Origin of the sequence: Brevundimonas sp. (assembly GCF_030704825.1) — a bacterium.
GTDB lineage: Bacteria > Pseudomonadota > Alphaproteobacteria > Caulobacterales > Caulobacteraceae > Brevundimonas.
This window is the reverse complement of record NZ_JAUYNX010000018.1, coordinates 38,590-45,372: the sequence shown is the minus strand read 5'-3', so window position 1 is coordinate 45,372 and position 6,783 is coordinate 38,590. Positions and strand designations below refer to the sequence as shown.

Sequence of the window (6,783 nt, the reverse complement as noted above, 5' to 3'; positions counted from 1 at the left end):
GTTGAACTGGTCTTCCCAGCGGAACTCGAACCGGGCGCGGCTCAGGGCGTCGTCGTGCAGGCGGGCGGCCGGGTGGCCTTTGGCCAGGTCGGCGGCGTGGGCGGCGATCTTGTAGGTGATGACGCCGTCCTTGACGTCCTGACGGTCAGGCAGGCCGAGATGCTCCTTGGGCGTGACGTAGCAGAGCATGGCCGTGCCGAACCAGCCGATCATGGCCGCGCCGATGGCGCTGGTGATGTGGTCATAGCCGGGGGCGATGTCGGTGGTCAGGGGCCCGAGCGTGTAGAAGGGCGCCTCGTGGCAGTGTTTCAGCTGCTCATCCATGTTGGCCTTGATCTTGTGCATCGGCACGTGGCCGGGGCCCTCGATCATGACCTGGCAGCCTTTCGCCCAGGCGATCTTGGTCAGCTCGCCGAGGGTGCGCAGTTCGGCGAACTGGGCCTCGTCATTGGCGTCGGCGATGGAGCCGGGACGCAGGCCGTCGCCGAGGCTGAACGACACGTCGTAGGCCCGCATGATGTCGCAGATGTCCTCGAAATGCTCGTAGAGGAAGGACTCGCGGTGATGCGACAGGCACCACTTCGCCATGATGGAGCCGCCGCGTGAGACGATGCCGGTGACGCGTCTGGCGGTCATCGGCACGAAGGGCAGGCGGACGCCGGCGTGGATGGTGAAATAGTCGACGCCCTGTTCGGCCTGTTCGATCAGGGTGTCGCGGAACACCTCCCAGGTCAGGTCCTCGGCGACGCCACTTACTTTTTCCAAGGCCTGATAGATCGGCACGGTGCCGATGGGGACGCTGGAGTTGCGGATGATCCAGTCGCGGATGTTGTGGATGTTGCGGCCGGTCGACAGGTCCATGACGTTGTCGGCCCCCCAGCGGGTGGCCCAGACCAGTTTGTCGACCTCGTCGTCGACGCTGGAGAGGACGGCCGAGTTGCCGATGTTGGCGTTGATCTTCACCAGGAAGTTGCGGCCGATGATCATCGGCTCGACCTCGGGGTGGTTGATGTTGTGCGGGATGATGGCTCTTCCCCTCGCGATTTCATCGCGGACGAACTCGGGGGTGACATAGTCGGGAATGCTCGCCCCGAAGCTTTCGCCATCCCGCTCGGCGCTAACGCTCGCGACGCGGTCGCTCGCTCCTTGAGCGCCTTCGCTCGCAGGGTTCTTGCGCCTGAGGTTCTCGCGGATGGCGACGTATTCCATCTCGGGGGTGATGATGCCGGCCTTGGCGTATTCGTACTGGGTGACGGGGCGGCCCTCGACGCCCTTGAAGACCTTGTGGCGGCTGGTGTCGAAGCGGGGGGCCAGGTTCTTGCCGCTGGCGTGGCCGTTGTCCTCGGGCTTGACCTCGCGCGGGTTGAGGACGGGGGCGATGTCGCCGCGGTCGAGCTGCCAGCTGGATTTGACCAGGGGCAGGCCGCGCTTGATGTCGATGGTCACCGTCGGGTCGGTGTAGGGGCCGGAGCTGTCGTAGATGGTCACCGGCGGCTCGTTGGCCGACGGGTGGACGGCGACCTCGCGGAAGGGGACGCGGATGTCGGGATGGAGTTCGCCGGCGACATAGACCTTGCGGCTGCCGGCGCGCTCGCCGGTCGGGATGGTGCCGGTCTCGCGCATCACCTGTTCGCGGGCGTCCTTGAGGGCCAGCTCGACATTGGGTTCGTGCGGCAGCTCGGGCGGGGTGACGGCGATGTTCATGGCGGCCTCGATGTTGAGGGCGCCGACGTCGGGCGAGAGGGTCCTGTCGCGTGGACCGAAGCGTTTCCCATCCCTTCGCCGGCATGACCCGGATCAGGTTCGACGGGTCAGGGGATCACCCCTATCTCAGCCGCTCGAGCGCGACCCCCCGGAGAACGGCGCCAGCCTAGGCCCGGCGCCTCTGGCTGTCGAGCGGCGCCGTGCCCACCTTGGCCGTGGAGGTCGATATGGACGAACGTTACGACGCGGAGGCGCTGCGGCTGGCGCGGCAGGCGGCGATGGCCGGGGAGTCGGTGCTGTGGGCCGGCCGGCCGGGACGGCGATGGGCGCCGGGCTGGCCGGTGGCGCTGGCGGTCGTGCCGCTGGCGATCATCGCCTGGACCTTCGGATCCCTCGTCGTCAATGAACCGTACCGCATCAGCGAGTGGTGGCAGTGGCTGGTCCCCTGGGTGATGGCGGCGCCGTTCGCCCTCATCCTGGGCGTCCACCTGTGGCGGATGTGGCGGCGCGACCGCGAGATCTACGCCGTGACCGACTGGCGGGTGCTGATCCTCGCGCCGGACGGGACGCCGCGGCACGCGGTGGGGCTGGAGCGGGCGGACGAATTCCGGCGGGTGGGGCGCAGGGTGAGCCTTGGCGGCGAGGACGAGGTCTGGCGGCTGGGCAAGACCGACCTCGACGGCGGCCTGGGCCGGTTCGAGCAGCTGCCCCGGCTGGAGCGGCTGGCGGACGCGGAGCAGGTGATGGCGACGATCCGGCGGGCGGCGGCTCGGGCCGCGGCCTGATCGCGCCTATTCGGGGAAGACGGCCAGCAGGGCGTCGAGGGCGGCCTCGATGCGGGCCCAGCCGGCCTCGTCCAGGGCCACGCCGCCGACGCCGGGGCGGGTCCCGCCGGACAGGGCCAGGTGCTGGACCGCGGCCAGCAGCACGGCGTTGATGGCGACCGCGTCGCCGGCCGGCGGGGTGCGCAGGCGCGGGCGGCGCTCGCGCATCCAGGCCTGGAGCACGGCCGAGCGCTCGGACTCGATGCGGTTGAGCAGGGGCGAGGACTCGACCAGGGCCCAGGCCACCAGCCTCAGGGTCAGGGGGCTGGCCCGCAGGGCGCCCAGCCAGGCCGACAGGCTCTCGCGGGCGAAGGCGCGCAGGGAGTCCGAGCCGGCGGCGGGGACGGCGTCCAGCGACCGGACCAGTTCGGCATGGGCGCGGGCGGCGATGCGGGCGACCACGCCGTCGGCGCCCTCGAAATAGCGATAGACCAGCTTGCGGTCGCAGCCCGCCTCGGCCGCCAGGGTCTGGACGTTGAGGCCCGGAAAACCGTCGCGCAGCAGGATGCGCTCGCCGGCCTCGACGATGAGGGCCTCGGTGGCGGGGCGGCTGCGCAGGCGGACGGGCGATTCGGCCATGAAGCGAGCATCACGCCGCGCGGCGGGCGGGGCAAGCGGCGGATGGCGGATAAAGGTGCGGCCCGGTCTGCGTCGGGGGGCGTGGCAGAGACCGGGCCGCTTTCGGACTTGTCGAGCGCGCATCGCCGCAAGGTCCGAGCGATAAACTGCGATCCACGCGTTCGGTTCCCGAGATTTCGCGCGCGTTCGCCGGATGGCCGCCGGGATGGTATCGGGAGCGGTCCCGTCCGGAGCTCCGTTCATGCACCTCGCCCGTTTCCCCCGCATCCGCCTGGCCCACCTGCCGACGCCGCTGGAGCCGCTGCCGCGGCTGTCGGAGGCGCTGGGGGTCGAGCTGTGGATCAAGCGCGACGACTGCACCGGGCTGGCCGGCGGGGGCAACAAGACCCGCAAGCTGGAATTCCTGCTCGGCGACGCCTTTGAGCAAGGGGCGGACACCTTGGTGACCCAGGGGGCGGTGCAGTCGAACCACGTACGCCAGACGGCGGCGGCGGCGGCGGCGCACGGTCTGGCCTGCGAGATCATCCTGGAAGAGCGGACGGGGTCGCAGGCCGTCGACTACACTCGCAACGGAAACGTGCTGCTGGACCGGCTGTTCGGAGCGCGTATCCGCACCGTGCCGGGCGGCAGCGACATGACCGCCGAGCTGGAGGCCACGGCGGCCGGGGTCAGCGCCCGGGGCGGGCGGCCCTATGTCATCCCGGGCGGCGGTTCGAACGCCGTCGGGGCGCTGGGCTATGTCGACTGCGCCCGCGAGATCGTGGTCCAGGCCGACGAACTGGATATGCCGATCGACCGGATCGTGACCGCGACGGGCAGCGCCGGAACCCACGCCGGACTGGTGGCCGGGCTGGCGGTGATGGGGGCGGACATTCCGGTGCTGGGCATCGGGGTGCGGGCGCCGAAGGAGAAGCAGGAGGAGAGCGTCCTGAAACTGGCCCACGCCACCGCCGTGCTGCTGGGCCGCCCGGACGCGGTGACGGCGGAGATGGTGGTCGCCGACTGCGACTATGTCGGCGAGGGCTACGGCCTGGTCGACGGGGCGGTGATCGAGGCGCTGAAGCTGGCGGCGCGGACCGACGGCATCCTGCTGGACCCGGTCTATACCGGCAAGGCGATGAAGGGGCTGATCGCCCTGGCGAAGGCGGGGCGGTTCGAAAACGAGACCGTGGTCTTCCTGCACACGGGCGGGGCGCAGGGGCTGTTCGGGTACGAGAGCGTGATGGAGGCGGGGCTGTAAGGGGGATGTCCGCTTTCGACGCATTGCGGACGTTCAGGGTGGCGTTACCCTCCTACCATGCTGAAACACCTTCGCGCTCGCTGGCCTGATCCGACAATCCCCGCTGGGGAGCCAACTTTGCTGCTCTATGAGATTGATGAGGACGCTGATGCCGTCGTCCGCACTGTCGATATTTTTGCAGACGGAAGCATCACTCGAAACAGCATTGAGATAGAGGAACGTAGCGGCCAAGCCTGCCCCTCACTCATTGATTGCTCGCTCGCTGACGGCTTCACTGGCGTGGATTCCGAGGCAATCACGCACGAGGACTTCGACGCAGCCTGGCTTAAGGGCATCGACAAGCCGTTCTGGAATGTCCGTTAGCCACACCCAGGCGACGGTCTGCTGCCGACCCATTGCAGCCATCTCCAAACGTCAGATACTGCGAAGCATGCCGAAACGCACGGTTGCCATTCTGCTTGTCGTCATCGCTAGCGCCGGCTGCTTCTATGGCTGCGCGCAGCCACCCTCGAATGAATGTGCGGCGATCACGCATAAACAGGCGGTCAGCATCGCAGACGCCGCCAAACAAGGGATGCTTTCACGGTCGCTCTCGTCCGTTGAGCGAAATTTCACGGCCAGTTCTGCTCACGTTGAAGCGTTGAATGATGGTCGGGGCTACGGTGCGCAGGTGGCTTATCGTGGCGACGATGGGCAGACGCTGATCGCGCTGATCCACGAGGACTGCTACGTCGGTTGGACGCAGCGTGGGCCAGACCATCTTGGCCCTGATACCCGCTAACCACCCTGAGGCGCCTGTCGGCTCCCGACCCTTTGCGGACGTTCCGAGGAAAGGACGGGTCAGGGTTCCCGCCTCCACCAGTAGGTCATGATGCGGAACGTCCCGTCGGGCGCGGGACGGGTGGCGACGGAAACGCTCAACGGGCCGCCGTGAAGCGGGACGGACACAGAGACCACGTCCGCATCCATCTCTGTCCGGCCCAGGATCACATAGTCGCCTATGGAAGCAGAGGCGGTTGCCTCACCAAAGGCGATGAGCACGCCTTCCCCTGATGCTTCGTCTCGCCAGAGCCCGACTGACCCTGCAGAAGCCGACACCCGGAAGGCGTCCTGGAACGCATAGCCTTCGATCTGCGGCCAAGCTTGCGGAGCCCGGAAAACGCGGCTTTCGTCCACCGGTGTCGACGAGGGGACGCCGAGGGCAAGGCGGCCGTGCCTGATCCCGTCGTGCCCGGGGCCGGGACCGTGTTGGTAGGCGAGCGACAGGATGCGGCCGTCGGCGAGCCGCAACGACGACCACTCCATCGCATACCCGGTGAAGTCGACGAGGTCGGTTCTCCCGGTCGCGACGTCGAGCCCCCACTCGAACTCCAGATGGGTGGTCATCAACGACGCCGCGCCGTCCTGCCGGGACACCGGTGTCCCGGTCACGGAAATCGCCGAAGAAGGGGACTGCGCCGGCTCCCGCGCGGTCGCAGGAGCCGCAAGAGAGGTCATGAGACAGCAAACAGCGGAGACAACCATCAGGCGCATCTTCAATCGGTAGCACGAAACTGGAACGTCCGCTTCCCACCCTTAGCCGACCATCGCCTCCCGACCCGTTGCGGACAGCAACAAGGTCCGCGATGGCGGGAACCTGTTCGGGCCTGCCCGCCTTGATGCCCGGAGGAGAGATCAGCATGCCCATCGATGATATCCCCGCCCCCGATCAGGGCGCGAACGAACCGCTCCAGGGAGCCCGCGCCTTCGGGGCCGGAGCATGAGCCTGCGCCTGTACGAGGTCGCCCTGGCCCGAAACGGGTCGGAGAGGCGCATCGTCCACGTCATGTCGGAAACCGACGTCCAGGCGGGCGACGCCGCCGCTCCGCTGATGGCCGCGGACGAGAGCATCGTTTCGATCACTGAAATTCCGGATCATGGAACGGCGCGCGTCGATGCGCCCCCGCCCAAATCCCAGGCCGCCGAATTCGCCCCGGTCACCCCGGGCGCCGCCGCCGCGCCGGACCGATCCGAATAGCAGGCGCCAGGCGGTAACTGGGCCGTATGGAACGAGACGGGGAGCCGTGCGTCGAGTCTGCGGAAGGAGAGTGATCATGCCTCATCAGAACAGCGCGTCTTCCGACGCCGCCGCACAGAACAGCGCCACGGATTCCGGATCGCCTCGCAATATTCCAACCGACCAGGATCTCAGGCCCGAGCCCACCTCCTACGCCGCCCGGGAGGGCGATATGAGTTCGGTCGCGCCGCCGGCCGCCGGCGAGGTCGCCGATTATCAGGACGAGGGGGAGGCGCTGGAAGGCGAACCGGTCCAGCAGGGCGCGACCAACACCAACCGGCCCGACCGCACCGAGGCTCTGGACGGGCAGGGGCCGAAAACCCGGGCGGCCAACAAGGACATTGTCCGCGGCCGGATGTAGCCGAACCCGCGCGACGCTG

General features: G+C 68.4%; 9 protein-coding genes and 1 riboswitch. Of the genes, 6 read left to right on the top strand and 3 right to left on the bottom strand.

Features of this window, described 5'->3' with window-relative positions; all coding sequences use genetic code 11:
- Positions 1-1,623: phosphomethylpyrimidine synthase ThiC (gene thiC / locus Q8Q71_RS10470; protein ID WP_305759536.1), on the bottom strand; the 1,623-nt coding region annotated here is incomplete at its 3' end.
- A gap of 133 nt (positions 1,624-1,756) precedes the next feature.
- Positions 1,757-1,865, bottom strand: a riboswitch (TPP riboswitch).
- Positions 1,866-1,904: 39 nt separating this feature from the next.
- On the opposite strand from thiC, the gene Q8Q71_RS10465 reads away from it, so the two are divergent.
- Positions 1,905-2,489, top strand: coding sequence for a hypothetical protein (locus tag Q8Q71_RS10465; RefSeq protein WP_305759534.1), 585 nt, complete (start codon positions 1,905-1,907; stop codon positions 2,487-2,489).
- A 6-nt stretch (positions 2,490-2,495) separates the two neighbouring features.
- On the opposite strand, the gene Q8Q71_RS10460 is transcribed toward Q8Q71_RS10465, so the two are convergent.
- Positions 2,496-3,107, bottom strand: a complete 612-nt coding sequence (locus Q8Q71_RS10460; protein ID WP_305759533.1) for a TetR/AcrR family transcriptional regulator — start codon at positions 3,105-3,107, stop codon at positions 2,496-2,498.
- Between the two features lie 241 nt (positions 3,108-3,348).
- Between Q8Q71_RS10460 and Q8Q71_RS10455 the strand changes: the two genes are divergently transcribed.
- The 3 genes from Q8Q71_RS10455 (at position 3,349) to Q8Q71_RS10445 (ending at position 5,128) form a co-directional block, all read left to right on the top strand.
- A complete protein-coding gene (locus tag Q8Q71_RS10455) occupies positions 3,349-4,347 on the top strand; it encodes a D-cysteine desulfhydrase (protein ID WP_305759532.1) in 999 nt (332 codons plus the stop codon).
- A 57-nt stretch (positions 4,348-4,404) separates the two neighbouring features.
- Entirely contained in the window at positions 4,405-4,710 is a 306-nt protein-coding gene (locus tag Q8Q71_RS10450; RefSeq protein WP_305759531.1) for a hypothetical protein, read from the top strand.
- Positions 4,711-4,777: 67 nt separating this feature from the next.
- Entirely contained in the window at positions 4,778-5,128 is a 351-nt protein-coding gene (locus Q8Q71_RS10445; RefSeq protein WP_305759530.1) for a hypothetical protein, read from the top strand.
- Between the two features lie 59 nt (positions 5,129-5,187).
- On the opposite strand, the gene Q8Q71_RS10440 is transcribed toward Q8Q71_RS10445, so the two are convergent.
- Positions 5,188-5,880 (bottom strand): hypothetical protein, encoded by a 693-nt coding sequence (locus Q8Q71_RS10440; RefSeq protein WP_305759529.1) that lies wholly within the window; start codon positions 5,878-5,880, stop codon positions 5,188-5,190.
- 226 nt (positions 5,881-6,106) lie between these two features.
- Between Q8Q71_RS10440 and Q8Q71_RS10435 the strand changes: the two genes are divergently transcribed.
- A complete protein-coding gene (locus tag Q8Q71_RS10435) occupies positions 6,107-6,364 on the top strand; it encodes a hypothetical protein (protein WP_305759528.1) in 258 nt (85 codons plus the stop codon).
- A gap of 76 nt (positions 6,365-6,440) precedes the next feature.
- Positions 6,441-6,764 carry a hypothetical protein gene (locus tag Q8Q71_RS10430; RefSeq protein ID WP_305759527.1) on the top strand — a complete coding sequence of 108 codons (324 nt, stop codon included), beginning with the start codon at positions 6,441-6,443 and terminating at the stop codon, positions 6,762-6,764.
- Positions 6,765-6,783 lie beyond the last annotated feature (19 nt).